The 24,993-nt window shown below is 43.4% G+C and carries 23 protein-coding genes and 1 tRNA gene; 9 read left to right on the forward strand and 15 right to left on the reverse strand.

What is annotated here, in order from left to right; genetic code table 11:
• Positions 1-24 precede the first annotated feature (24 nt).
• Complete coding sequence (locus M5J74_RS22780; protein ID WP_250013324.1) at positions 25-1,416, forward strand: chlorophyll a/b binding light-harvesting protein; 1,392 nt, start codon at positions 25-27, stop codon at positions 1,414-1,416.
• A 218-nt stretch (positions 1,417-1,634) separates the two neighbouring features.
• Here the strand turns inward: M5J74_RS22780 and M5J74_RS22785 are convergent, their stop codons facing one another.
• A complete protein-coding gene (locus M5J74_RS22785; protein ID WP_015156292.1) occupies positions 1,635-2,123 on the reverse strand; it encodes an allophycocyanin subunit beta in 489 nt (162 codons plus the stop codon).
• 116 nt (positions 2,124-2,239) lie between these two features.
• Positions 2,240-2,716, reverse strand: a complete 477-nt coding sequence (gene apcD, locus M5J74_RS22790) for an allophycocyanin subunit alpha-B (RefSeq protein ID WP_015156293.1) — start codon at positions 2,714-2,716, stop codon at positions 2,240-2,242.
• A gap of 593 nt (positions 2,717-3,309) precedes the next feature.
• Between apcD and M5J74_RS22795 the strand changes: the two genes are divergently transcribed.
• The 6 genes from M5J74_RS22795 (at position 3,310) to M5J74_RS22815 (ending at position 9,676) form a co-directional block, all read left to right on the forward strand.
• A complete protein-coding gene (locus tag M5J74_RS22795; RefSeq protein WP_250013333.1) occupies positions 3,310-6,324 on the forward strand; it encodes a type ISP restriction/modification enzyme in 3,015 nt (1,004 codons plus the stop codon).
• A 107-nt stretch (positions 6,325-6,431) separates the two neighbouring features.
• Complete coding sequence (locus M5J74_RS22800; protein WP_015156295.1) at positions 6,432-6,656, forward strand: type II toxin-antitoxin system HicB family antitoxin; 225 nt, start codon at positions 6,432-6,434, stop codon at positions 6,654-6,656.
• The gene (locus M5J74_RS33630) at positions 6,649-6,876 is read left to right on the forward strand and encodes a type II toxin-antitoxin system HicA family toxin (protein ID WP_071925451.1); all 228 of its coding nucleotides are present in this window, start codon (positions 6,649-6,651) and stop codon (positions 6,874-6,876) included. Before M5J74_RS22800 ends, M5J74_RS33630 begins: the two co-directional genes overlap by 8 nt.
• A 35-nt stretch (positions 6,877-6,911) precedes the next feature.
• A tRNA-Asp gene (locus tag M5J74_RS22805) sits at positions 6,912-6,985 on the forward strand.
• Positions 6,986-7,056: 71 nt separating this feature from the next.
• The gene (gene gltX / locus M5J74_RS22810; protein ID WP_250013335.1) at positions 7,057-8,496 is read left to right on the forward strand and encodes a glutamate--tRNA ligase; all 1,440 of its coding nucleotides are present in this window, start codon (positions 7,057-7,059) and stop codon (positions 8,494-8,496) included.
• Between the two features lie 202 nt (positions 8,497-8,698).
• Positions 8,699-9,676, forward strand: a complete 978-nt coding sequence (locus M5J74_RS22815; RefSeq protein ID WP_106217316.1) for an aldo/keto reductase — start codon at positions 8,699-8,701, stop codon at positions 9,674-9,676.
• 216 nt (positions 9,677-9,892) lie between these two features.
• Here the strand turns inward: M5J74_RS22815 and M5J74_RS22820 are convergent, their stop codons facing one another.
• Together M5J74_RS22820 and M5J74_RS22825 are read right to left on the reverse strand one after the other, a co-directional pair.
• Entirely contained in the window at positions 9,893-10,387 is a 495-nt protein-coding gene (locus M5J74_RS22820) for a hypothetical protein (protein ID WP_015156299.1), read from the reverse strand.
• Between the two features lie 107 nt (positions 10,388-10,494).
• The gene (locus M5J74_RS22825; RefSeq protein WP_250013337.1) at positions 10,495-11,799 is read right to left on the reverse strand and encodes a GTPase family protein; all 1,305 of its coding nucleotides are present in this window, start codon (positions 11,797-11,799) and stop codon (positions 10,495-10,497) included.
• Between M5J74_RS22825 and M5J74_RS22830 the strand changes: the two genes are divergently transcribed.
• A complete protein-coding gene (locus tag M5J74_RS22830) occupies positions 11,799-11,996 on the forward strand; it encodes a hypothetical protein (protein ID WP_250013339.1) in 198 nt (65 codons plus the stop codon). The two genes, M5J74_RS22825 and M5J74_RS22830, sit on opposite strands and share 1 nt — an antisense overlap.
• Before the next feature lie 201 nt (positions 11,997-12,197).
• Here the strand turns inward: M5J74_RS22830 and M5J74_RS33635 are convergent, their stop codons facing one another.
• The 6 genes from M5J74_RS33635 to pheA all read right to left on the reverse strand — a co-directional run bounded on the left by M5J74_RS33635 (position 12,198) and on the right by pheA (position 16,701).
• On the reverse strand, positions 12,198-12,326 hold the full coding sequence (locus M5J74_RS33635; RefSeq protein WP_371933981.1) for a hypothetical protein: 129 nt from the start codon (positions 12,324-12,326) through the stop codon (positions 12,198-12,200).
• A gap of 274 nt (positions 12,327-12,600) precedes the next feature.
• The gene (locus M5J74_RS22835; protein WP_250013340.1) at positions 12,601-13,389 is read right to left on the reverse strand and encodes a sulfite exporter TauE/SafE family protein; all 789 of its coding nucleotides are present in this window, start codon (positions 13,387-13,389) and stop codon (positions 12,601-12,603) included.
• A 586-nt stretch (positions 13,390-13,975) separates the two neighbouring features.
• Positions 13,976-14,335 (reverse strand): type II toxin-antitoxin system PemK/MazF family toxin, encoded by a 360-nt coding sequence (locus tag M5J74_RS22840; protein ID WP_250013342.1) that lies wholly within the window; start codon positions 14,333-14,335, stop codon positions 13,976-13,978.
• Positions 14,335-14,556, reverse strand: a complete 222-nt coding sequence (locus M5J74_RS22845) for a hypothetical protein (protein WP_015156305.1) — start codon at positions 14,554-14,556, stop codon at positions 14,335-14,337. The genes M5J74_RS22840 and M5J74_RS22845 overlap by 1 nt, the downstream gene beginning before the upstream one ends.
• Before the next feature lie 172 nt (positions 14,557-14,728).
• Positions 14,729-15,697 (reverse strand): protochlorophyllide reductase, encoded by a 969-nt coding sequence (locus tag M5J74_RS22850; protein WP_106168805.1) that lies wholly within the window; start codon positions 15,695-15,697, stop codon positions 14,729-14,731.
• A gap of 155 nt (positions 15,698-15,852) precedes the next feature.
• Entirely contained in the window at positions 15,853-16,701 is an 849-nt protein-coding gene (gene pheA / locus M5J74_RS22855; protein WP_106168806.1) for a prephenate dehydratase, read from the reverse strand.
• A gap of 272 nt (positions 16,702-16,973) precedes the next feature.
• Between pheA and M5J74_RS22860 the strand changes: the two genes are divergently transcribed.
• The gene (locus tag M5J74_RS22860; RefSeq protein WP_106168807.1) at positions 16,974-17,552 is read left to right on the forward strand and encodes a DUF1997 domain-containing protein; all 579 of its coding nucleotides are present in this window, start codon (positions 16,974-16,976) and stop codon (positions 17,550-17,552) included.
• Between the two features lie 50 nt (positions 17,553-17,602).
• On the opposite strand, the gene M5J74_RS22865 is transcribed toward M5J74_RS22860, so the two are convergent.
• From M5J74_RS22865 to M5J74_RS22885, 5 genes are all read right to left on the reverse strand, one after another.
• A complete protein-coding gene (locus tag M5J74_RS22865; protein ID WP_106168808.1) occupies positions 17,603-18,334 on the reverse strand; it encodes a ribonuclease HII in 732 nt (243 codons plus the stop codon).
• A 95-nt stretch (positions 18,335-18,429) separates the two neighbouring features.
• Positions 18,430-20,535, reverse strand: coding sequence for an Rne/Rng family ribonuclease (locus tag M5J74_RS22870; RefSeq protein WP_106217317.1), 2,106 nt, complete (start codon positions 20,533-20,535; stop codon positions 18,430-18,432).
• Positions 20,536-20,544: 9 nt separating this feature from the next.
• Positions 20,545-20,715 carry a hypothetical protein gene (locus M5J74_RS22875; protein WP_015156311.1) on the reverse strand — a complete coding sequence of 57 codons (171 nt, stop codon included), beginning with the start codon at positions 20,713-20,715 and terminating at the stop codon, positions 20,545-20,547.
• A gap of 418 nt (positions 20,716-21,133) precedes the next feature.
• Complete coding sequence (locus M5J74_RS22880) at positions 21,134-23,932, reverse strand: TIGR03936 family radical SAM-associated protein (RefSeq protein WP_250013344.1); 2,799 nt, start codon at positions 23,930-23,932, stop codon at positions 21,134-21,136.
• Between the two features lie 146 nt (positions 23,933-24,078).
• Positions 24,079-24,408, reverse strand: a complete 330-nt coding sequence (locus M5J74_RS22885) for an STAS domain-containing protein (RefSeq protein WP_015156313.1) — start codon at positions 24,406-24,408, stop codon at positions 24,079-24,081.
• Positions 24,409-24,993 lie beyond the last annotated feature (585 nt).

The following is a 24,993-nucleotide window of genomic DNA, read 5'->3' on the forward strand; positions in this document are numbered from 1 at the left end:
ATTTGAAAGTGAGGACAATAAATAATGATCGAAACTGCAAGCGATCGCAAAGCCCAATATCCTTGGTGGGCTGGTAATGCGCGCCTAACTAATTTATCAGGCACATTTTTGACTGCTCACATTGCCCATGCTGCGATCGTATCCTTTAGTATTGGTGCGCTGATACTGTTAGAAATTAATCGATATTCTCCCGACCGTCCGATGTCAGAACAAGGGTTGTTTCTCTTACCTCGACTGGCTACACAAGGTTGGAGTCAGGTTTCTGACGGTCAAGTGACTGACACTTATCCCTTTTTTGCTTTTGGAGTTGTACTGCTTGTTTCCGCCGCAGTTTTTACAGCAGGCACTTTATTTCACCGCTGGCAAGTTCCGGCAAGCTTAGAAGAGTCCAAAAATCCTCTAGCGCGGCAATATCATTTTAGTTGGGACGACCCCAAAAAATTGAGTTTTATTTTAGGAAATCACTTGATTTTCTTAGGAATAGGGGCTTTGTTGTTAGTAGCAAAAGCCATGTTTTTTGGCGGACTTTACGATGCTAATATCGGACAAGTGCGCGTCGTTACCGATCCCACTTTAAGTCCTGGAATAATTATAGATCGCATCGGTCATCTTTTTGATGTCAACAATCTCGAAGATGTTGTTGGCGGTCACATTTATGTTGGTGCGCTGTTAATTGTGGCAGGAATATGGCACATGATTAGCGAACCGTGGGATTGGGTCAAACGACGTTTTCTCTTCTCTGGTAACGCCATTCTTTCTTACTCTCTATTTAGTCTTGCTTTGACAGGATTTGCTGGCTCTTACTTTTGCGGATTTAATACCCTCGCCTACCCAGTTGAGTTTTATGGTGCGCCCTTAAGCCTCAAATCGTCCTTATTACCGCACTACTTTGACCCAAACCAATTAGAACCTACAACTCGCGTTTGGTTGGCAAATACCTACTTTTACCTATCGTTCTTCACTCTTCAAGGTTCCCTTTGGCATTTTGGATTGGCATCTGGCTACTTTGAACCCGTTCTACAATCTTGGAAAGCAGCTTTCTCGGAAATTAGAACTGCAAATGTAGCGTATCAGCGATCTTTCAGCCATCAGCCTCAACCCAATTGGAATACATTCTATGAATCTCCTCAAGTTGAGCTTCAGCCAGCTTTTGCTTACCAAGAATCTGCTCAAAAATCTTTGAACTATCTTTACGAACCCTCTTCAAATTCAGTTGCATCCACAAGGACAAAATTACAGCCCAATCATCGACAAGTGCTTTACCAATTCAACTATCCCAATGACGAAGAAAAGACTTTTTACGAAAGCTCTAGTCGTGAGGGAAAATCGAAATTAGAATACCCCTCACCCATGCCTCAGAATCTTTACGAGACTACTTACCAAAAACAAAAATCTAGCAAGTTGTATGGGGGTTAACAGCTATCAGTGTAAAGACGTTACATGTAACGTCTGTACAAAGTTATCAGTTATCGATGGCTGGTGACTGGTGGCAAGATACAGGATCTAAAAGCCCCCCTTGTTAAGGGGGGTTGGGGGATCTAAACGACCCCCTTATTAGGGGGGTTGGGGGTAACTAAAAGCCCCCCTTGTTAAGGGGGTTGGGGGATCTAAACGACCTGGTAACTAGCTACCAGTCACTGACTTAAACCACTACAAATGTGGTCTAAATGCGTCCCAACTTCTTGCCCAGCTTCCGCACCAACTAAACGAGTCGTGACTTCCTTTAATGCTTGAATTGCTTGCACGGTGGGTTGAATCGGAACACCCAGAGTACTGAAAGTTTCCTTCAACCCAAAAAGAACCCGCTCTTCAATAATGGAAGGATCGTCAGCTAACATAGCGTAGGTAGCATAACGCAAGAATAGGGTTAAATCGCGAATGCAGGCTGCATAGCGACGAGTGGGATACATATTACCCCCAGGACAGGTGATATCTCCATATAGGAGCGAATTTGCTACCGCTTGGCTAACAATACTAGAGGCATTTTCACTGATAGTAGCAGCTGCTTTGACGCGCAACTCTCCTGTTTGGAAATATTTTCTCAACTTTTCCAACTCAGGTGTATCGAGATATTTACCTTGTCGATCCGCAGGATTGATAACAGAAGTAATCGTGTCTTGCATAATTTTTTCTCCAACTGATTGCTTCGTTTTTAATTGCAGAATTTATGTGCTGAAAGTTTGATGTTTTGAGTTGTCTAAACCTTAACAAGGGCAAACTCCAATTACCTCACCAAAACTTAATACATGGCTCGGATTAAATAATCGAAATAAGGTTTGACAAGATCGGCTTCTTCGCGACTCATTAAACCTGTAGCAACCTCTTTTAAAGAGCGCATACAACTGCCAATGTTACTGACAGGAACACCCAGGGATACATACATTTCCCGCATTCCATTTATGCCGATATCATCTAAGGGTTTCATGTTCCCAGCTAATACGGCATATGTAATAAGTCGGAGATACCAGGCTTGATCTCTTTGACATAAGGCAGTTTTTTTCGGATCGCCGCTGTTGCTAGGAGTATTTGGTATCACCTTCCAAAATCTTTGGCTACCCTCTTGGACAATTTTTTGCTCGTTTTTCGATAGGATTTGCGCTACTTTAAGTCGCGTCTCTCCAGTTTTAAAAAAATCTTGTAGTTTATCTAATTCCGTGCGGCTAAGAAAGCGATCTGCTTCATCAGACTGAGCTATAACTTGGGCAACAAGGCTCATTATTTTATCCTCCGGTGAGATAGGACGAAACTAGTTTCCTCTAAAACAATTGTTGACTTTATTGTTGCAAAAGTCATTAGCATTTTTCACAACTTAATAAACAATTTTATAACTTAACAAATAGGGTATTTCTTGTTTGAATATAGATTAATTTCTATAGTAAAAATTCTAGGCTTGGGTTTCAATATTGATTGACTTAACTCTCATATAACAATAGAGTTTGGGTTATGAAACCCTGACAAATTCTATTGCTAAGCCATTAGTAAAAATGAGCGATCGCAATCCTACGATCTTATATCGATACAGTACGAGTTGTAGAGAGCGATCGCCAGAATATTACAGCAACATAGTGCATCAACGTATAGGGTGTATAGCTATGCATCCTGAATTTTTGCGTAGTTAAAATTACTGAGTTGAAGTCAATTCAAACTTTTGTCTAATGCCATCAAATTTTCAAGCGCATTATTACTGAGATATTGAACTATCACATCAATATTTATTGTCTACCTCTATAACAAAAATCGGCAAACCTTCTGAAGCTTCCCTCATATTCATCAGGCTAGCTTGGACATGAAAAATTCATAAATTGAATTATGTCTAGGCTACTAATTAGTCAATATCATGCTGAAGTAGATAAAGTAATTCAATACGGTGGTTCGCGCAAAGAAACTTCTATTCGGGTGGCTTTTCAAAACTTACCTAACGAATATTGCAAACCGAGAGAATTTTACCTAATTCCCGAATTAGACTACAAAACTAGAAATGGCAAACTTGTCTATCCTGACGGTACAGTAAAAGACGCTTTGCGCTTAGACTGGGGGTATTGGGAAAGTAAAGATCAATTTGATAATCTAGACGAAGAAATCGATAAAAAGCTGAAGAAAGGCTATCCTGACAGCAACATTCTATTTGAAGATTCCCAGACAGCAGTTTTAATTCAGAGTAGCAATGAAATCTTGCGCGTTCCTATGCGCGATGGAGATGCGTTAGATAAAGTTATTTCCACCTTTATTAATTACGTTCGTCCCGAAGTCAAAGATTTTCGGACTGCAATTGGAGCTTTTAAACAAGATTTACCAAAAATTCTAGATGCGCTACGAGATACAATTGAGCGGCAAAATGAAAGTAATGCAGCATTTAGAGAGTGTAGAAACAACTTTTGGGAGATTTGCAAAAAATCAATCAATCCTGAAGTCACGTTGTTAGATGTGCGGGAAATGATGATTCAGCATATTTTGACCGAAGATATTTTTATTAATATATTTAATGAATCGCAGTTTCATAGAGAAAATAATATTGCACGGGAATTACAGCGAGTTATCGATACCTTCTTTACAGGTGGTACGAAGAAAAACTTGCTCGGTACAATTGAGCGTTATTATGGAGTGATTAGAAGAACTGCGGCGAATATTTACAACCATCATGAGAAGCAGAAGTTTTTAAAAGCCGTTTACGAGAATTTTTACAAAGCATATAATCCGAAGGCGGCTGACAGGTTAGGAATTGTCTACAAGCCGAATGAAATCGTTCGGTTCATGATTGAAAGTGTAGATTATTTAACCCATAAACATTTTGGTAAGATTTTAGCTGATAAAGATGTTGAAATTTTAGATCCGGCTACTGGTACGGGTACTTTCATTACTGAGTTAATTGAGTATTTACCTAAGAATAAACTTGAATACAAATATAAGAATGAGATTCACTGCAATGAGTTGGCGATTCTGCCGTATTACATTGCAAACTTGAATATCGAGTTCACCTATAAACAAAAAATGGGTGAATATCAGGAGTTCGATAATATCTGTTTTGTCGATACGCTTGAACATACCAGTTTTCATGAGAAGCAACTAGATATGTTTGCGCTATCTGTGGAAAATACTGCGAGGATTAAGCGCCAGAATGACAAAACTATTTCCGTAATTATTGGTAATCCTCCATATAATGCTAAACAAGGGAATTTTAATGAGAATAATGCTAATCGCACGTACACAGCGATAGACAAAAGAATTAAAGATACATATATTAGAGAGAGCAAAGCTCAGAACAGAATCGTTGTATATGATATGTATACTCGATTTTTACGTTGGGCATCGGATCGTTTAGGTAAGAATGGCGTTGTATCATTTATTACAAATTCGTCTTTTATCAATGGTAGAACTTTTGATGGATTTAGAAAAATAGTTGCTGATGAGTTTAGCGAAATTTATCTCATTGATTTAGGTGGAGATGTAAGAAAGAATCCCAAACTCTCAGGTACTACACATAATGTTTTTGGAATTCAAACAGGTGTTGCTATATGCTTTATGGTGAAAAAAAATTTAGAGACGCGCTTTAGCGCGTCTCTAAATTCCTGTAAAATCTTTTATAGTCGCTGTTCAGAATTTGATACAGCCGAAGCTAAGTTACATTTTTTATCTACGAATAAATTTATTCAACTTGATTTTGAACATATTACACCAGACAAAAAACATAACTGGATTAACCAGGTCGAGAATGATTTTGATAATTTAATACCTTTAGTTGATAAAGATGTAAAAACTGGAAAAGCTCAACAAGCAGTGTTTCAAGTCTTTTCAAGAGGAATTGCAACTCAGCGTGATGAATGGGTATATGACTTTTCATCTCAAACGCTAACTGAAAAGATGAGCTATTTTATAGAGGTATACAAAAATAAACTTGCTGGCTTCAACGAGGATAGATTAGATATTAAGTGGGATAGAGAACTTACGAAATATTTAGAGCGACGTATAAGTAAGAGCTTTGATACTCAAAGTATAAAGCAAAGCATATATAGACCGTTTGTTAAAATGAGTCTTTACTTTGATAAGCATTTTAATGGAATGACTTATCAATGGCTCGATCTTTTTAATAAAAATGATCCCGATAATAAATATATAGCTGTTTCAGCAATCGGAAATACCAAATCATTTCACTGCTTAGCTAGCAATACAATAATTGATTTACATCTAACAGGTGATTCTCAATGTATTCCTCTCTACCGCTACGACAAAGAAGGAAACCGCATTGACAACATTACCAACTGGGGATTAGAACAATTCCAAAACCATTACAACGACTCTGCAATTACCAAACTCGATATTTTTCACTATACCTACGCTGTATTACACAATCCCGAATATCGAAAAAAATACGAACTCAACCTAAAACGAGAATTTCCGCGCTTACCCTTCTATGAAGACTTTCATAAATGGGTGAACTGGGGTAAACAGTTGATGGATTTACATATCAATTATGAAACCGTCGAATCTTATCCTCTAAAACAAATTGATATACCCTGCGGAGATAATACACGTACACCTAAACCAAAGTTGAAAGTAGACAAAACTAAAGGAAGCATCATTTTAGACGAAAACACAACTTTAGAAGGCGTACCTAAAATTGCTTGGGAATATCTTTTAGGCAACCGTTCCGCCATAGAATGGATTTTGGATCAATACAAAGAAAAGAAACCCAAAGATCTGACAATTGCCGAAAAATTCAATACCTATCGCTTTGCAGATTATAAAGCCCAAGTCATCGATTTACTGTCAAGAGTCTGTACGGTAAGCGTAGAGACAATGAAGATTGTTCAGCAGATGAATAGTTAATGTAAACATAGTACAATTACAAAATATAGGCGAATAGAATTCGCGGAAATACACAGGCAAAGTTCGCCTTTGCGGACTGAAGACAAATTTAATTAAGAAATGTAGTTATGCATTACAAAGTTAGTATCGTAATTGAAAAAGATGAGCATGGCTACTATGCTTATTCTCCTGGTTTAGAGGGTTGCCAAACTCAAGGTGATTCATTGGAAGAAGTAAAAGCAAATATTCAAGAAGCAGTTGAACTCTACCTAGAAACACTCTCAGACGAGGAAAAACGGGATGTTTTCAATAAAGAGATATCGACAATGACATTAGAGGTACAAGTTGCCTAGGTTACCGCGATTGACTGCCCAAGAAGCAGAAAAATTATTGTTTGATGCTGGATTCATCTTGCTCAGAACAAGAGGAAGTCACAGAATTTATTTTAAAGAAGATACCAGGGTTGTAATTCCTTTCCATGCTGGCAGGGTATTACATCCTAAGATCGTGAAACAAGTACTTGAAGCGATCGCTCCCTCTGAAAAAAATTCACTACAGTGCTTGACAAGCTAGAATAGACATGGCATGATGATAAATCGTCCGACTAAGGGACTGTAGTTCAATTGGTTAGAGCACCGCCCTGTCACGGCGGAAGTTGCGGGTTCGAGCCCCGTCAGTCCCGTTAAAATGTATTGATGTAGAGACGTTCAATGTAACGCCTCTACATTGGTTTAACCTAAATCACCTGGATCTATGATTCGCGTTCGTATTGCTCCCAGTCCTACTGGTAACTTACACATCGGTACAGCAAGAACCGCAGTATTTAATTGGCTGTTTGCCCGCCATCACGGGGGACAGTTTATTTTACGGGTTGAGGACACGGATACGGAGCGATCGCGCCCTGAATATACTCAAAATATTCTCGACGGTTTAAACTGGCTCGGTATGCACTGGGATGAAGGTCCCATATTTCAATCAGATCGCCTAGATATCTACAAGCAACGAGTACAAGACTTACTCGATAAAGGCTTAGCATATCGCTGTTATACCACCGAAGCAGAATTGGAAGAAATGCGGGCAGCGCAAAAAGCCAGAAACGAAGCACCCCGCTACGATAACCGCCACCGAAATTTAACCCCAGAACAAGAAGCAGCTTTTACGGCTGAAGGTCGTCATCCTGTGATTCGATTTAAGATTGACGACGATCGTGAAATTGTCTGGAACGATTTGGTACGGGGAGAGATGCGCTGGCGAGGAACTGACTTGGGCGGCGATATGGTTATTGCACGTCGCTCGGAGGATGGTAACATCGGTCAGCCCTTATATAACTTTGCCGTTGTCGTGGATGACATGGATATGAACATTACCCATGTGATTCGCGGTGAAGATCACATTGCCAATACAGCCAAGCAAATTCTACTTTACGAAGCTTTTAACGCAAGCGTGCCAGAATTTGCCCATACGCCCTTAATTTTGAATATGACAGGGCAGAAACTTTCTAAGCGAGATGGGGTGACATCCATTTCTGACTTTAAGAAAATGGGTTTTGTCGCAGAGGCGATCGTCAATTACATGACATTATTAGGATGGTCGCCACCGGATTCTACCCAAGAAATATTTACCTTAGAAGAAGCTGCAAAGCTCTTTAGTTTCGATCGCGTGAATAAAGCTGGGGCAAAATTTGACTGGGCAAAACTAGATTGGATTAACAGTCAATACCTGCACAGTATGCCCGTAGATAAGTTAACCGATCTGCTGATACCCTATTGGCAAGAGGCAGGATACGAATTCGATCCGGTAAGCGATCGCGCTTGGTTGGAAAAAATTACAGCCTTAGTTGGTGCGAGTTTGACGCGGCTACCGGATGCTGTGGATATGTGTCGGTTATTCTTTGTCAAATCTGTAGAATTCAGCGCCGAAGCAACCGAACAACTCAAGCAAGCGGGGGCTGATAATGTGGTTCAAGGAATTATCACTGCTCTGGATGGCAGGGCTGAATTAAGCGCAGACAGCACCCAGGAGATTATTAAACAGGTGATGAAGGAGCAAAACGTCAAAAAAGGCTTGGTGATGCGATCGCTCCGTGCTGCCCTCACTGGTGACTTACACGGTCCCGATCTCGTTGAATCGTGGCTGATTTTGCATCAGAAAGATTTAGATAAACAACGGTTGCAAGAGGCGATCGCGAAGTAAGAAGATCCCCCTAGCCCCCTTAAAAAGGGGGAACAAACATTTCAAAGCCTCCCTTGAAAAAGGAAGAACAAGCATTTCAAAGTCCTCCTTTTTATGAAGAGAATCAGCATTTCAAAGTCCTCCTTTTTATGAAGAGAATCAGCATTTCAAAGTCCCCCTTTTTAAGGGGATTTAGGGGGATCTAAAACGAGGGTAGAAAAGTATGCAAACTCGTCAACTTTACCTTCCAGAAATGGGCTGCGGTACGTGGGCATGGGGTAATCGCTTGCTCTGGGGCTACGATGAAAGCATGGACGACCAGTTACAAGCAGTATTCGATCTCTGTGTCAGCAATGGCGTGACTTTATTCGATACAGGTGATTCTTATGGTACTGGGCGCTTAAACGGACGCAGCGAAATGCTGTTGGGGCGATTTGCGAGAGAATATCAGGGGACTGGGAAAGAAAATATTTGTATTGCCACTAAACTAGCTGCTTATCCCTGGAGATTGACCCGTCAATCGATGGTTAAGGCTGGTAAAGCTTCTGCTGAACGTTTGGGTAGAAATGTCGATTTGGTGCAAATGCATTGGTCTACAGCTAATTATGCCCCTTGGCAGGAGTGGGCGCTGTTGGATGGTCTTGCCGATTTGTACGAACAAGGTTTAGTCAGGGGAGTTGGTTTATCAAATTATGGTTCCCAACGGCTGAAACAAGTCTATAAAAAGTTGCGCGATCGCGGCGTTGCGATCGCAACACTACAAGTTCAGTATTCGTTGCTATCTACCTATCCCGTTACCGAATTAGGTATTAAAGATGTATGCGATGAATTGGGGATCAAATTAATTGCCTATAGTCCTTTAGCGTTGGGAATCTTGACTGGAAAGTATACTGAGAAAAGTTCATTTCCCAAAGGAATTCGCGGTTTATTATTTCGGCAGCTATTACCAGGAGTGCGTCCGTTGTTAGGATGCTTGCAAGAGATCGCAAGTTCGAGAAATAAAACTATGTCTCAAGTGGCAATTAATTGGTGTATATGTAAAGGCACTATTCCCATTCCTGGAGCGAAAACGGTAGCGCAGGCAAAGGAGAATTTGGGGGCTTTGGGTTGGCGATTGGATGCTAGTGAAGTTGACGCACTCGATCGCGCTGCGGCAAGTACGGATAAGAAAATGGTACAAAATATTTTTCAAACTCAGTGAAGATAAAGTTTTATGTCACGCATCAGCCGTAGGCGAAGCGTAGCGTTAGACGCAAAGAAGCTCGCTAAGTGGATATTTTTCGTAAAAACCTATCTTTATCTGCGTTGCAATTCATATTACAGTAGATTTTTTAAGTTAAAAATAAAACTTAATAGGAGTTTTGCAACAATGTAAAACCTGCTCAAACTCCAATTGATAGAGAGTAAATTAGTTTGCTTATCTCCTACTCGTTTCCGATTGGATTCCTTCTACCAGCTTCACCATCATAGTCGTCAAGCTATCGTATTTCGGTTGCTCTGCAACTGAAGATTTATGGCGACAAAAGATAGGCGCAACTCTTTGCTTGACTTGAGAACCAACAGTAAAACAAATATCTCCATCTTCGTATTCAAATAGAGGAAAAGCACCGTTCCCCCACTCTTTCGCCAGGGATACAGCTCTCCCTAAAGAGATAAATTTGTCGATTTTAGCGTATTCGCTGCGATCGCTTCGATTTGGATATGGTAAGTTGCCTAAAAAGCCGCCATCACTCCATTGATATAATTCGTAAACTTCTGTGGGTAAGTCAAAGGGTAAATCTTTCAGCTTTTGCTTAATTTCTGCGTAACTCAGACCGTCTTCCAATATTGGATAAGCAACACGACCATCGGGAGATTTCGGTGGCACGTAATTTGCGATAAATTCTAGGGCTTCATTTAAAGTAGATACCATCCTCTTCTGCCTCAAAGACTACTGCATTGCATAATACTATCTATGCTGCACCGAACCGGTACATCAAACATCCGCTCTACTGAAGAATTAGCAATATTTTTGGTTTCTTAACGTTTAATTCCTTTAAATCGTTCTTGTGCTGATTGAAACGCCGATCGCATCACGGCTTGAATTTGCTGCGGATCGGGCTTTTTACCTCCCATCAAGTCACCAAAGTAGACACAAGCCCCCTCTCCTAGCGCCCATGTATATGCAGCAGCCCAGGAAGCAGCGATGACGCTACCAAAGCCAGGAATGAATTTAATCAATTCTCGCCCGATTGCCTGTGCCAAGAAACCCCCTGCGATCGCGCTGACTACGCCCCCTGCTTGCGACGGGGTTAATGTCTGTCCGTATAATTTCCCTAAGAGGCTAACCATCGACACCTGTACGGCTGTGAGTACGGGCATGGTAGCAAAGGGTAAAGGTACGGCTGCTAGAGTAGCGGCGGCGATCGCAAAGGCAAGCATGTAGCGCCGTCCCACGTCCCGATAGAGGTTGCCAATTTGCTGACCTGCTTTTTCATCCAATAACTGATAGATTGCCTTAGCTTCGGCTTCTGGGAGCAAATCAGCTAACGTATCTCTCAAGGCTTCTAAACCATAAAACACTGGGTTATAGCCATCTTCTTCTAAGGTAAAGTCGATAAGAACCGCGCGATCGTATAAGCCGCTAAAGTTCTGTTGAATGGCACTAAAGGCGCGAGTCACGACATCAAATTGAGGTGGATAGTCTGGGTGATCCGCTGTCCCTGTAGGATAAACTTCATGCAAGCAACTGACAGCTAGCAAGCAGGGTATATCTGGATATTTCTGGCGCAACGTTTGTGCAATTTGTTTTAAGCTATCGGTAGCAAAATCGTTAATTTTTACCGTGAGAATCAAGACTCTAGCGCAATGGCTAGCTTGTTGCAGATCGCCAATCAGTTCTTGGGCGATCGCTTGCGTCTCTCGATTTACATCTCCCAATCCCACTGTATCGGTAAAAATGAGTAGCGGCAGATCGTTAGTCGGATAGGCATAGCGTTGGGTATGTTGCGTATGAGGGCGAAATCCTTGTCCGACGATTTCGGCTGAAACTCCGGTTAAGCCGCGCACGATCGAACTTTTTCCCGCCTGGGGTTTGCCAATGAGTAAAGCTTCTGTCGTGGGTAGTTCGGCGCGTACCGTCGCTAAAATCTCCGCTACTCGTTCATCGCTGACGCTGAACCAGTTGACTATCGTTTGTGCTGCTCGATCTACAGGCAGAAGTTGCATTATCTTTGCTGTTGTTTGGTTCCAGACAGCATGAATCCCGTCACTCTGAGACTCTTTAACTGTCTCATGTGTGATTCGGTCGGACGAGGGCAATTCGCGATCGCGTTGCTCGGTCATTGACATCAAAACAGGCAATAGGTTCCAATAACATCCTATCGAGCCATGAGGTGCGATCGCACTACCTAAATATTTATCTTCGATCGCTACAGTCAGCGACGCAACTTGTATTGCATGGCGCGATCGCTTGTTTTTGTGAGGAGAGGCGATCGCGCTATATTACTGTTCTACTCAGCCTGTTTCAATTTCTCTATTAAAATAGCCGTGACTTCAGCTTCAGGATCGGGCAGGTCAAAGGGATAAGGCTGAAGATTTGCAGGGTTACGACGGCTCATTAAAACTTCCAAAGCAGCTCGAAATGCTTCATCTTCATTGTACAGAAATATATTGCTTTAGTTCAGCATTTGTCGTTTGGTATAAGTCTGGCATCATGGTACAAAATTCCAGTTTCCATCCTCTTATATTATCAGCGTAATTTCATCAGTCCTTCCAGCCTGGATGTAAAGCGTTTTTAACTTTCGATCGTAACGAAAAACTTGAATTGGCTGGTAGAAATTAGAAAGCACCTGACAAAGGAATACTGTCATTTCTAACTATTTCTGCGTTGACAAGTTACCACTCCTGAAGATACATCAAGTGTAGCGCATCAGAAGTTAGTGAAGTCGCTCAACTGTATTTTTCTTATTCATAATAAGTGCGATCGCATTCTGTTTTAAAACTGGGGATGCGATCGTATTTCTATAGATAATCTTTCGTCATTTTCTCATCGATAATTCAGTGATTTAACGTTCCCCTTCAGCAGCGGTAAGTAACCTCAAACTCAGCACCGACAGTTTTCGACCGTCTGCTGCAAGGGGGTTGTTATGCGGCTGTCTTGTGCTTCGCTAACTTCAGCGCCGACAACAACAAAATTAAACCCAAGATTAAGTACAACAAAGAACTGGATACATACCTTAAAAGACTACTACCGATAAACGCACCCAGAATTGAGCCGAATGCCATTGACCCGATAAAACCTTGCTCTGATTTAACCTCCTTAAGTCTTTGCTGGCTTCTGTATTTGAATAGACCCATCACAATTGTTGGAATGCTGATCGCAAGGCTTAAACTTCCTGCCAACTTAATATCTACTGCAAACAACAAAATGATTGTTGGGATGATTAATTCACCACCTGCCACACCCAACATACTACTGAAGATACCAATGATGATTCCCGCCAAGAATCCAACGCTGATTTTCACAAGGCTCGGCAGTTGAAAACTGCCGAGACTAAAGATGAGATTATGCCCTATCAGTACAATGCTGAGAAAAGTTAGAAAAACTACGACCACTCGATTTAGTACTCGCTCATTGATTCGAGTTGCATAATGAACGCCGACATCCGAGCCGATCAGGGAGCCTGCCAAAATATTGATGATGACTTCCCAGTTTGTAACAACATTTTCCAGACCGACAACACCGCTCCGAAATATAAATGAAAATGTCACTGTGACCAGGCTAACAATGAGATTGATAATAATTGCTTGTAGGGTTCGGTAGTTGAAAATGCTTACTAGAACAGGAAGGCGAAATTCAGCACCGCCCAAACCAATGAGTCCACCAAGAACCCCAACTAAAGCTCCCCAAGCAAACGCCCAGATATTTCGCATCCGATCTCCACGCCGCATAACAGCAGAATTATGAGCGATGGGGTTTGAGGCTGCGGTAATCAACTTAGCAGCACTTGATTTTAGCTACCCCGCAGACAACTTTCGGCTACGCCCTAACCCAGAAACGAAGCCGCATAACTATTGATTATACGGAAAGTTTCCATATAATCTTTTTCTAGATCGAGATATATCAAGCATTACAGCTACTTTTTGTCTGAATATATGGACAATTTCTTTTTTACATCCCTATTCGAGGACTATACCGAATTCTTCCGTATAACTACCCTTCACGAGAGGATTATCTGGAATTTTTCCGTATATCCCTTGGTGTGACACAGAATTTTTCTGTATAACATCCCGATCGCGAGTCTTAAACGGAATTTTTCTGTATAACATCCTATGGAACAGCGTTCGAAAAAGCTGCTCGAACAAGTACAAGACGCGATCCGTCTTAAGCACTATTCTTACCAAACAAAAAAACTTATATTTACTGGATTAGACTGAATCAAAATATTGGGTAAAGCGATCGCATATTCTAAATTTCTTTAATTTTGAGGAGAGGCGACCGTAACAACAAAACTCACGGTTATGACTCTGACGAGAGATTTGAATTGTCTAATTCTGCAAGAGCTATATTTACACAAGCTCGAACGCCTTGCCAGTCGCGCTGTGATAAATGCCTGATACAAACTAAGTTAGCAGAGGAAGGCAACGTCACAATGAAACTCCGAAAAATAGATGCAACCCGTAAACCTGCTACTTGCCAATCCTGAAGTACATAATCGGTTACACCTATCCCAGTCGTTTGTGTTGTAATCAGCCCAATTATTATATCAGGACGATTTGCATAATACGTTGCTGAAGACAAAACGACAGCAGGGCGACGTTTAACACCTGTGACACCAGGAAAATCAACAGTGACAACATCACCTGGATCGAATGTCACTAGGCTAACTCCTCGCTTTCAGGATAGCTCGTTTCAGCATACTGCATGGAAAAAGCCACTAAATCAAGTCGATCTTGCTCTGTCCATGTATCGCTTTGGTCAACAAGCTCGGCATCGTGTTGTACGAGATCGTTTAAAATCAGTGTTGCCAAGCGTAACCGCTCTGCTGGTGACAAAGTGCGAATAACTTGAGTATAAATTTCTTGGATGGTGGTTGACATATTAAATCTTCAATACCCCTCATCCTAATCTAAACCTGTAATCGCTACTTTATTTGCTTGTAGCGTAAAGCTGCCACTTTTAATGCTTCGTTTAGTGGCGAATGCGATCGCCCATCCTTACAAAGACAAGCGATCGCATTTAAAATTTAGCTCAATTTTAGAAAGCTATAGCCTACACCGGAACCCCAATTCCTACTAGTTTCTCGCTCAAATCCCACATTTTTCTTGCCTTTTCATCATCGCGGGCTTGGGGCGAAACTTTTTGTACGAATGACTTGCCCTCTTTCTTCTGACGATTTCCCCAACTCCAATAAGCACCAGATTGCTTGTACTCAGGATCGATAACTACAGCAGCTACCCGTTCGCCAGCCAACTCCTGAGATACATATCCTCCCGTGATGTGTTTTTGAAACAATGGGAAGAGTTTTTGAAACAGCGGATAGTGGTTGCGGAACAGTGGTGTATCGGCAACACAACCAGGATAAAGAGACGTAAAAGTAATTCCTGTAGAGTCATGATAGCGACGGTGTAGTTCCCGCATTGTCAACACGTTACACACTTTACTATCTTTGTAAGCTTTGACGGGTTCAAATTTCTTGCCGTCAATCATCGAAATTGGTGCTTTAAATCCAGCTGCAAAACCATCTAAATTCCCTAAATCTGGACGCGGTGGAATCTTCCCACCCAGTTCGTCTGGATTGTGGGTTACGGTTCCCAAAATGACGAGCCTTTTATCCGTAGCTGGCGAATTCTTCAAATCCTCTAACATGAGGTTGCATAGGAGAAAATGACCGAGGTGATTGGTAGCAACGTTTAACTCATATCCTTCTGGGCTGCGTAATGGCTCCTTGAGTAAGGGCATATAGATTGCTGCATTGCACACCAGAGCATCTAGGCGTCTGCCTGTTGCCCGAAAGTCTTTGACAAACTGTCGCACGCTCTCTAAACTAGCTAAGTCCAGATGGATGACCGTATAGCTATCTTCCGGTATGCTGACACTCTGAGCCGCAGCTTTTGTTTTGGGTATATCCCGACATCCCATAACGACATACCAACCTCGTTTAGCGAAGGCTTTTGCTGCATACAAACCAACACCCGAAGAAGTTCCTGTAATAACAACGGTCGATTGCTGTTGTGCCATTTTCTTAAATCATTATTAATCGCGTTTTCTATTTTTTAGGATCTCATATCAGTGGATCGCTAGTGCTAATGTTTCTAAGTATTGCAATACGATCGCCACAAATATGAAAGCGATCGCCATACTTGTGAAAAATTGCTATTCTCTATTCATCCTGCCTAGTTGTTTTGGTTGAGCAGCACGACTTTGTAGCTGCCAAAATTCTTTAAGATTTCTGTATGTGCCGTTAATTCTGTTAAAGCTGACTCCACAGCACTGTTATGAGAGTCACCTTCCAAGTCAATAAAATAGAGATATTCTCCTAGCGATCGCTTAGTCGGACGAGACTCAATCCGGCTGAGATTGATATTTCTTTGGGCAAATACCTGAAGCGGTTTTACCAATGCACCTGGAACGTTGGCGGGTAAACTAAAAGCTAGAGACGTGTGACTGCCTACGGTTGAGGACTGACGACTGAGTACCCAAAACCGCGTGCAATTATCGGGATAGTCAGAGATACCACTAGCTAACACGGGTAAGTTATAAAGTTTTGCTGCCCGTAGAGAAGATATTGCCCCCGCAGTTTTCTCCCGCTCTAAGTGCTGTAATGCTTCAGTTGTAGAATTTGTCGGAATCAATTGGACATGTGGCAAAAATTGCGTGAACCACAACTGACACTGTGCCAGTGCTTGAGGATGAGAATAGACGACTTGCAGCGTATCCAGACTTTGAGCGTGGGAAAGCAAAACATGGGCAATTGGCAAGACTAAAGCTAGTTGAATTTGTAGAGTATCCAACAGCCACATCATATCTAAAGTGACGGCAACACTGCCCTCAATCGAATTCTCGACTGGTACGACAGCAATCTGTGCTTCTCCTTGCGCCACAGCCTTGAGAGTTTGAGGAATGCTGGGGTAGGGATGCAAGACTGTCTCTTGTCCTTCCTGTTGCAATCGATCGCGATAGGCGATCGCAGCTTGTTCGGAATAAGTGCCACTGGGTCCCAAATGGGCGATCGATACGGTCATGTTCGCCTGCTAGCGCCGCTAAAAGTCATAACTCAATATAGCAGGGAGCAGAGGAGCTAAGGGGAGACAAGGGGGACAAGGGAGCAATTCTAGCCACTAGTCACCAGCCACTAGCCACTGATTTGAGCAAAGAACTTCATAGTACTTTATAATCATTAACAAGTGTAAAGATTACCTTCATGATTCGTTCATCTTTTGGACTGAATTCCAGTAGGATGAACTCATGGGCTTAAAGAAACTATAAATTCTCTCTATAGGCAACATTGCAACCCATGTATACTCGGTTCACCGCCTCTCAGTCTGTAGAAATTGTTGTCCCAGAACAACCCGTACCGATCCAACACTACCTGCGTCAACCCCAACGTTTGGTAAAAGCTCTGGTAGACCCCAGCCGGATCGAGCAGTTAGATTGTGAAAGCTTTCGGTTGAAGATCCGTCCGCTCTCATTTATGACCCTGAACATTCAACCAACCGCAGATTTGAAAGTGTGGACGGAACCGAACGGTACGGTGAATTTGCGATCGGTTGCTTGTGAAATTTTAGGGTTAGATTACATCAACCAACGTTTTGAATTAAATCTTCAAGGTCATTTATCTCCATATCAACATCAGAATATTACCCTACTGAAAGGTAAGGCGGATTTAGAGGTAAAGGTTGAACTGCCCTTTCCTTTGAATATGACACCCCAACCAATCGTAGAGACTACTGGCAATGGCTTACTCAAAAGCGTGTTGGTGACGATTAAGCAACGATTGCTACATCAACTTTTAACCGACTATCGCAGCTGGGTCAACGACAATCAGAATCAGTTACCAGTCACCAGTTACCAGTTACCAGTAAGCGAGGCTTAAAGCGATTGGTGCGTGGGGAGAATTCGGAATTCGGAATTCGGAATTCGGAACTAATGCGTGAATTGCTCCTCTGCTCCTCTGTTCCCCTGCTCCCGACTCCCGACTTTCTTCAGTTGGCAGGGACGAAAAGTCAGCCGATGCAAGCGACAGGGACCGTGTTGTTGCAATCCCTCAATGTGTCGCTGAGTGCCGTATCCTTTATTTGTGACTAAATCGTACTGGGGATATTTGACTGCAAGGCGAGTAATTAGGGCATCGCGCCACACTTTAGCGACGATACTAGCAGAAGCGATCGCCAAAGATTGCTCGTCTCCTTTCACGATCGCTTGTTGCGGGATCAATAAATCTTTAATGGGTTGTCTACCATCGACTAAGCATAGTTCGGGCTGAATTTTTAGTTTCAGGACTGCCCGTTTCATGGCTAGTAACGATGCTTGCAAGATATTAATGCGATCGATTTCGGCAGAGGTCGCAAAACCAATCCGCCAATCAAGTGCTACCTGACAAATATGGGCTGCTAATTTCAAACGGCGATCGCGCGATAGTTTTTTGCTATCTCTAATCTGGGCTGCTACTAATTCCTTCAAGGCTGATGGAGGTAAAACTACTGCCGCTGCTACCACTGGACCAAATAAAGCACCTCTGCCTACTTCATCCACTCCAGCTATGAGGATAGAGTATCGATCGCTTAACCCTGAGTCAAAGTCCTGGGTAATGCCATTTTGAATTTTAGATTTTTGAACTTTAGATTTCAGCTTTTGAATGGACGATGACTCAGGCATAATAGTCAATCGAAAAAAGTAGGTGGGCATCGCCCACCCTACACTATACACAAGCCCCCTTTTTAAGAGGGGTTGGAGAGATCTTTACACAGAATCTACTCGTCACCATCTGCCGAAGAACGACGGCGACGGCGACGGACTGGAGTTTTGCGATCGGTTTCGCTGTCTTCTAGCGCTGGTAGTTCCGATTCAGTGTTTTCAGAAATTGCAGCTATAACCGGAGGATCGGCAGCAGCCACGCTGTCAATGTTAATGGTAGATACTTCTGAATCGGACGTTGTGCCATTTTCACTTTGAGGCAAAGGAGGTGCTTGCCCGGGCAAAACGACTTGCACGATCGCAGATTTGGGATTTTTCACTTCCCTGTCTAAGCGTACTAGGGGCGATACGCCCATGACGGCGTAAATTTCCTGTTCCTCGGGTGTCATTTCCACCACAATTGTTTCTGGTGGATCGATCGCGACTTTGACGGGTTCCGGCTTTATGGGTTTAGACCGCTCTGGTTTTTCTACCCAGCCACGATGGTCGCGACTTAGCGTTCCGCCTGCAGCATCGCGGCGATCGCCATAGGAAACTTCAGTGGCAATTGCCCCTTCCGATTCTACATCTGGTTCTGTATCTCGGTCGTTGAGCAGGGTAAGCGAATTAGTCGCTGCCCGTGGATTTTCTTCTTTATAGCCCCCCTCGCCGATGCGCCGCCGCCGCCGCCGCCGATTATTTCCCGCGTCGCCAATTTCTTGATAATTAGGATGGTTGATCGGCATTAAGTCTTGGCGATCGCTATCGAAATCGTTACTAAAACTTTCTGCTTCCAATCCCCAACTACTACTACTACTAGTACTGCTTTCGCGGGGTTCTACTGACCGAGGGTTAGGCATGACGCGGTATGAGTCCCGCGCTGGCTGTGGGGCTGACCACTCGGGTTCTCGTGCTGCTGATGGCATTGATACTTCTCGTTCTTCCGATTCTCCTGGCAGGTGTACGACATGTCCTAAGCCGCCGCATGTAGGACAGGTGCGCCCAAAGAGTTCGTAAATATTTTGACCTTGGCGTTTGCGGGTCAGTTCGACTAAACCCAATTCTGACAGTTGGGCAATTTGCGGTCTGGCTTTGTCCGCTCTTAAGGCTTTATTAAAATGCTCTAAGACTTGTAACTGGTCGCGGCGCGATTCCATATCAATGAAATCTACCACGATCACCCCTGCCAGGTTACGCAAGCGCAACTGTCGGGCAATTTCTGTTGCCGCTTCGCAGTTCGTCCACAGTACGGTTTCTCTTGCTGTAGCGGAACGAGTGAAGGAACCAGAGTTTACGTCAATGACCGTTAATGCTTCCGTCGGTTGAATAATGATATAACCGCCAGAAGGCAACTCAACTCGCGGTTTGAGGGCTTCGCGAATTGCGGCATTGATGCGGAAATATTCCAAAATGGGAATGCGATCGCGATGGTGGTCGATCAACAACCCTTGAGGCGGCTGTCCGCCACCCCAGTTCATCAAGTATTGCTTGACCCGCTTGAGTCCGGTAGCAGAGTCTACCACGATGCGATTTACGTCCGAGCCATACATATCTCGCAAGACGCGCTGAATAAAATCGTCATCGCGGTTAAGTAAAGAGGGAGCGCGGGTAGATTGCGCTTTCAATAACACCTCTTCCCACTGTTTTTGGATCGCCTCTAGGTCTTCAATAATTGCTTCTTCTGGCTTGCCTTCGGCTTCGGTACGAATTAACAAGCCCATGCCAGCAGGTTTAATTAAAATTGCTAAAGCCCGCAAGCGGTTGCGCTCGTTTTCATTTCTGATCCGTTGCGATAAGTTAACTCCCCGTCCAAACGGCATCAAAACTACGTAGCGACTGGGTAAAGTGATATTACCCGTGAGCCTGGGTCCTTTATTGCCCGTCGGCTCTTTCATAACCTGGACTAAGACTTTTTGCTGCGGTGCGAGTAGTTCTGTAATGGCTGCCGCAGTCCGTTTTAGCTTTAACGGTCCGAGATCGGTAACGTGGATAAAACCGTTTCGTTCTGAATCGCCAATGTTTACGAAAGCTGCATCTATACCTGGTAAAACGTTTTCTACGACACCGAGGTAAATATCACCAACTTGATGTCGTCCGGTAGCAACGACGAGTTCTTGAATTTGATCTTCTGAAAAAACAGCAGCAATGTGATGCTGCTCTGCTATGATAATTTGTTTTGGCATTCAATTCCCTCAAAAATTCGCAGCATCAGAAGCTTTGAGGTCTCCTCTCTCGCTTCGATTGACTGAAGGTAGGCGCTGCTGGAAATAATAGTGGCGCTCACCACGCTCGATCGCAACTAAATCTAAAGATGCTGGCAGTTTAAAAGCATAACAAAATGTTTTCAAAACTGCTGCATACATAAGTCTGCTCTGAGAACCGAGCATGTTTTGTAGTTTTAATCTTGTTTCCCATCCTTGATTTGCGGGCAGGAACACAATATTAGTTCGCAGACACCTAATTCACAGACACCTAAAAAGCCTGTTTTGCCTGTCACTGGCTTCAAGAAACGCTCTTAGCGACTAATGAGACGACCACTCCGCTTCAAGTGCTATGCAAAAGAATCGTGGATGCTTCTCAATAATTCTCGCTAGTGTCCCATTTGGGAGAGCGAATCGGAAATCCAATGCAGCGCTAGAAAACTTCTGTTAGCTCAATTTTAACTCATGCTTGAGAAAAAGCAATTAATTAGAGAAGTCGTAAGTTGTAAGTCGTAATTCGTAAGGAACTGTTCCCTGTTCCCTGCTCCCTGATAACTGGTCACTGGTTACTGCTCACTGGTCACTGTAAAATGAGTTGCTGGCGATGGATGTGGAGCAGTTGGATTTCTTGGCGGGCAACTTGCTCTAGCATGAACGTGACGTGTTCTGGTTTCAGGTGATTGCCGTCTTGAGAGCAACTACCCGTATAGCGCAAGTTAAAGGTATTGTCTGGTTCTCCTGTATCTGGGTTGTGTGGTGGAACTAATTCTAATTCAAATAGGCGATCGCGCAAGTTCACCTGATAAGTTTTCTTAGATTTTGTTGTCTGCTCCCACCAAATTTCGGTTGAATTCTTAATAGTTTCTATCCATTCCTGCCGTTGTGTCGGTGTTGTCGTTTGAGTTGCCGTTATTGTCAGGATGTACTCTGCTCCCGTTAGAGTCTTCATTGCCGCAGGTGCTTTTAAATCGAGCGCGATCGCATCGTAGATAGGTATGTCTATTGGTAACTGACTACTCAGTTGTTGCCGAAAAACTGCTGGCTCGACGATTTGAGTTAGTTCAAAATCGACAATTTCTCCACTACTCGTTACGCCTAAAGGCAGAGCCAGCGCTACAGAAATCCTCGGGCTGGGGCTAAATCCGGCTGTAAAGGATACGGGCAATGCGGCTCGTCGGACGGCGCGATCGAACAGGCGCATCAAGTCGAGATGGCTCACTAGCGCCATATCTCCCAGCTTGCCAAACCGGAGTCGCAGTCTTTGAACTTTTGTATTGTTAGGAACGTACTGTCCGGCAAATTGGGGAATTGGTGGTGGTTCGATGACAATGTTGTGACCGAAATCGACTCCACAAACGCCGCAGTGAGAACAACCATCAAAAGAGCAATCGGGGACGGTTGCAGCCTCCATAGCGCGTTGCAGATCTTCCTTGAGCCACTTTTTCTCGATCCCCGTGTCGATCCGATCCCAAGGTAAAGGACGATCTAGGGAGTCGGGAAAGAAAGTGGCTGGTGGCTGGTGGCTGGTGACTAGAATAGTTTCCTCGTCTCCCTCAGCCCCCTCAACTCCCTCAGCTCTCTTACCCTGCTCCCTTCTCCCTTGCATCAAATTCCACTCACCCTGCTCGACTTGGCGATACTTCCAGGTTAAGCCGGATTTAGCGATCGCTTGTCCCCAAGCGTTATACGCTCTCTCTACGCTGTCGTACCACGAGTCCATTCCCGCACCCAGTTCCCAAGCGCGACGTAATACAGCAGATAAACGGCGATCGCCTCGTCCGATGAAGTCTTCCATTGCCGAGATCCGCACGTCGGTAAAATTAACTTTGACTCCTCTCATGCGCCGAAACTCTTGGCGTAATAATTCTTGCTTGCGCTGGAATTCGCCTGTAGAAACAGAATGCCATTGAAACGGGGTGTGGGGTTTGGGTGTAAAGTTGGAAATTGTTAAATTGAATGCCAAAGGTTTTCTACCTTGAGCGCGACATTCCCTTTGTAGCCATGCGACGGTTTCCGCGATCCCCAACACATCGACATCTGTTTCCCCAGGCAATCCAATCATGAAGTAGAGCTTGATTTTGTCCCAGCCTTGTTCCCAAGCTGTTTTTACGCCTCGCAATAATTCTTCATTCGTCAAGCCCTTATTTACGATATCTCGCATCCGTTGGGTTCCAGCTTCTGGAGCAAAGGTCAACCCACTTTGGCGATAACCCCCCAAAATATTTGCGATATTTTCATCGAAACGGTCTACTCGCTGACTAGGAAGCGAAAGGGAAATATTTTCGTTTTGCAGGCGGTTTTTAATCTCCATTCCTACGGCAGGAAGAGATAAATAGTCGGAACAACTGAGGGAAAGCAGAGAAAATTCATTGTATCCCGTTGCCCTCATGCCCGTTTCGATCGCCTCGACAACCTGCTCCGGTTCTACGTCCCGTGCGGGACGGGTGAGCATTCCTGGTTGGCAAAAGCGACAGCCGCGAGTGCAACCGCGCCGAATTTCGATCGTGAGGCGATCGTGGACTGTCTCGACGTAAGGAACTAAGCCTGTAGAATACGCTGGGATGGGCGTAGCAACGCGCCGAATTATCTTCTCTGGAACGTCTGGACGATTAGGGTGAATGGAACCATCTATTGCCAGATCGTAAAATCGCGGCACGTAGACCCCTGGGATTTGCGCCAGATCCAGCAAAAGTTCTTCTCGATTTAACCCTGCTGCCTTGCCTTCTGCAACGACTAAACCAATTTCCGGTAACAGTTCTTCCCCGTCACCTAAAGCAATAAAATCGAAAAAATCAGCATAGGGTTCGGGGTTTGATGTTGCCGTCTGCCCGCCTGCAAAAATGAGTGGATAATTGGTGATTGGTAGTTGGTAATTGGTAGTTGGTATTTGGTAGTTGGTATTTGAGTGGTGAGTGGCGCTTGGTTTTTCTCCCTCAGCTCCCCCAGCTTTCTTATCTCTCTTAGCTCCCTCAGCTCTTTCACGCCAAGTTAGAGGAATACCAGCTAAATCCAACATTTCTAAAATATTGGTAGCTCCTAACTCGTAACTGAGGCTGAAGCCTAAAATATCAAATTCTGTTAACGATCTTCTCGATTCAACAGCAAATAAGGGGGTGTGCGTCTCGCGTAGCTTTGCTGCTAGGTCGGGCGCTGGGAGGTAGGCGCGATCGCACATTTGGCGAGGCTGTGCATTCAAAATATTGTATAGAATGACGTGCCCTAGATTAGATGCACCAACTTCATACAACTCAGGATATGTCAGTACCCAGCGTACATCTGCCGATTGCCAATTCTTCCGTATAGCTCCCAGCTCGTTACCTAAATAGCGAGCTGGACGTTGAATTTCAGCCGTTAGTAATGTTTCTACTGCAACTGCCACTTTGCGCCTCTCGTGCCAATCCCTGACTTATCACTCTAAAGCTAGCATCAATCGGCGATCGCGTCTGGAAGAACAGTACCTGCTGCTGCGAAACATCAGACAGTCATATATCAAATAGTCATAAATTGCTCACACCTAGCTTCCCGCTAAGCTGCTGTAACCTCTATAGGTGTATCTAAAATTTCAAATACGCTATCTAGTTGAGTCAACTCAAAGATAATCCGAATTGAAGGTGCAACAGAGCAAAGGTGGAAACTTTTTCCGAGCGATTGTGCCACTCTCAATCCATGAACTAATACCATCAAACCGGCACTATCCATCGACTCTACTTGTTCTAGGTTGACGACTACACAGTCGTGTGTTGCCTGTGTAACTTCTGCGGTCAGGTATTGCTGAAAGTCAGCGGCATTCGCTGCATTAAAGTGACCGTTAGGGCGAATTACTGTAGCTCTAGGAGCAGTCATTGTTTGCATCATTAACGCTTCCGTGCAAATTGGTGAAATCGAATGGGGTTAAATTGAATAGGATGAAATCGAAATTTAATGAAATCAAATGGGTCTATGATATGAAGTATTTTTCCTTTTGTCTTGCTTTTTCTATTTAGCTCTTTAGTTACTTAAATCTTAAATATTTATTAAATCATTCATTGTGATTCCAAGCTACCAGCGTTTATTCTAAAAGAAAAGTATTTAACTATACCAACGAGAACATCTTCATCAATTATTTACATAGTACTCGATTGATTCAAATTAGCGATTGAAATTTGTACCAATAGAATACCACTCAACGGAATCATCCTACCGATCGACCAATTTCACGTGGAAAACAATCTTTTGCCAAGCGATCTCGTGCAGTAGGACTAACTTTTGCTGACTTTTTATTGAGGTCAATCTCTCGTACATAGCCAGGTTAAATGATTTCTAGATTCTACGCTACTGGCATGATACATCAACATCTACCAGATGGTAGAAACCGAGAAGAGCAAGCAGTTTGACTTGATTTTTCTAGTTTGTGTGACTGAGTATACAGTTGAGTCTAACTCACTAGATAGATAGCTTGAG

It is taken from the genome of Chroococcidiopsis sp. CCNUC1, from assembly GCF_023546805.1.
Classification (GTDB): domain Bacteria; phylum Cyanobacteriota; class Cyanobacteriia; order Cyanobacteriales; family Chroococcidiopsidaceae; genus Chroococcidiopsis; species Chroococcidiopsis thermalis.

Coding starts and splice junctions, on each gene's coding strand:
- M5J74_RS22780 (WP_250013324.1), top strand. CDS start 25: ATGATCGAAACTGCAAGCGATCGCAAAGCCCAATATCCTTGGTGGGCT.
- M5J74_RS22785 (WP_015156292.1), bottom strand. CDS start 2,123: ATGCAAGACACGATTACTTCTGTTATCAATCCTGCGGATCGACAAGGT.
- apcD (WP_015156293.1), bottom strand. CDS start 2,716: ATGAGCCTTGTTGCCCAAGTTATAGCTCAGTCTGATGAAGCAGATCGC.
- M5J74_RS22795 (WP_250013333.1), top strand. CDS start 3,310: ATGTCTAGGCTACTAATTAGTCAATATCATGCTGAAGTAGATAAAGTA.
- M5J74_RS22800 (WP_015156295.1), top strand. CDS start 6,432: ATGCATTACAAAGTTAGTATCGTAATTGAAAAAGATGAGCATGGCTAC.
- gltX (WP_250013335.1), top strand. CDS start 7,057: ATGATTCGCGTTCGTATTGCTCCCAGTCCTACTGGTAACTTACACATC.
- M5J74_RS22815 (WP_106217316.1), top strand. CDS start 8,699: ATGCAAACTCGTCAACTTTACCTTCCAGAAATGGGCTGCGGTACGTGG.
- M5J74_RS22820 (WP_015156299.1), bottom strand. CDS start 10,387: ATGGTATCTACTTTAAATGAAGCCCTAGAATTTATCGCAAATTACGTG.
- M5J74_RS22825 (WP_250013337.1), bottom strand. CDS start 11,799: ATGACCGAGCAACGCGATCGCGAATTGCCCTCGTCCGACCGAATCACA.
- M5J74_RS33635 (WP_371933981.1), bottom strand. CDS start 12,326: ATGACAGTATTCCTTTGTCAGGTGCTTTCTAATTTCTACCAGCCAATT.
- M5J74_RS22835 (WP_250013340.1), bottom strand. CDS start 13,389: ATGCGAAATATCTGGGCGTTTGCTTGGGGAGCTTTAGTTGGGGTTCTT.
- M5J74_RS22845 (WP_015156305.1), bottom strand. CDS start 14,556: ATGTCAACCACCATCCAAGAAATTTATACTCAAGTTATTCGCACTTTG.
- M5J74_RS22850 (WP_106168805.1), bottom strand. CDS start 15,697: ATGGCACAACAGCAATCGACCGTTGTTATTACAGGAACTTCTTCGGGT.
- pheA (WP_106168806.1), bottom strand. CDS start 16,701: ATGACCGTATCGATCGCCCATTTGGGACCCAGTGGCACTTATTCCGAA.
- M5J74_RS22860 (WP_106168807.1), top strand. CDS start 16,974: ATGTATACTCGGTTCACCGCCTCTCAGTCTGTAGAAATTGTTGTCCCA.
- M5J74_RS22865 (WP_106168808.1), bottom strand. CDS start 18,334: ATGCCTGAGTCATCGTCCATTCAAAAGCTGAAATCTAAAGTTCAAAAA.
- M5J74_RS22870 (WP_106217317.1), bottom strand. CDS start 20,535: ATGCCAAAACAAATTATCATAGCAGAGCAGCATCACATTGCTGCTGTT.
- M5J74_RS22875 (WP_015156311.1), bottom strand. CDS start 20,715: ATGTATGCAGCAGTTTTGAAAACATTTTGTTATGCTTTTAAACTGCCA.
- M5J74_RS22885 (WP_015156313.1), bottom strand. CDS start 24,408: ATGATGCAAACAATGACTGCTCCTAGAGCTACAGTAATTCGCCCTAAC.